Origin of the sequence: Luteococcus sp. Sow4_B9, assembly GCF_052116585.1 — a bacterium.
Taxonomy (GTDB): domain Bacteria; phylum Actinomycetota; class Actinomycetes; order Propionibacteriales; family Propionibacteriaceae; genus Luteococcus.
On record NZ_JBQKKT010000065.1, the window covers coordinates 1 to 930 of the forward strand.

1 pseudogene is annotated in these 930 nt (G+C 66.9%); it reads left to right on the forward strand.

What is annotated here, in order from left to right:
* Positions 1-52 precede the first annotated feature (52 nt).
* Positions 53-917: pseudogene (locus ACTQ49_RS14960) on the forward strand (IS5 family transposase).
* Positions 918-930 lie beyond the last annotated feature (13 nt).

Genomic DNA, 930 nt, shown 5'->3' on the forward strand with positions numbered 1-930 from the left:
CTAGGCCGTGTTGCTAAATGTGGGTGTGGAGCCTTCGGGTGATTCTTGAGTCGTGTCGCGAGATGTCATCACGGACGAGGTCTGGGAGCTGATCCGGGACGTGTTCCCGCCGGCGAGGACACGGGGCCGTCCTCCGGTGGATCGGCGCACAGTGGTCGAGGCGACCGCGTGGCGGTTCCGCACGGGATCGGCGTGGCGAGACCTCCCCGATCGGTTCGGGAGCTGGAACACGATCTACAAGAACTTCCGCCGCTGGGCGACCGACGGCGTCTGGGAGGACCTGCTCACCCACGTGCAGAAGCGGGCGTCGCTCGCTGGCGAGATCGACTGGGTCGTGTCGGTGGATTCCTCGATCGCGCGCGTCCACCAGCATGGCGCGACCCTGCCCCGGGTCACAGGGGGATCCGTCGAACTACAAGAAGTCCGGGCCAGAGCCTCCTGACCACGCGATCGGCCGGTCACGGGGTGGTTTGACGACGAAGATCCATCTCGTCTGCGACGGGAAGGCCCGGGCGCTGGCGTTCGTCCTCACTGGCGGGCAGGTCGCAGACACGAGCATGTTCACCTGCGTACTCGACGAGATCCACATCCCCGGCCGAGGGCCCGCGCGCACGAGACCGGACCGGGTGCTCGCGGACAAGGGCTACCCGTCGAAGAAGAACCGGGCCTGGCTGCGCGAGCGCGGCGTCAAGGCCACGATCCCCGAACGCGACGACCAGATCGCGCACCGTCGCAAGCGGCCGGGCCGTCCGATCGACTTCGGCGATGACCAACGGGAGCGCTACAAGGGCCGCAACGTCGTCGAGCGGTGCTTCAACTTCGTGAAGCAGTGGCGCGGACTCGCTTCCCGCTACGACAAGACCGCCCGGTCATACGCGGCAGGGATCTGCCTCTCCGCCGCTCTGCAATGGATTTAGCAACACGTCCTAG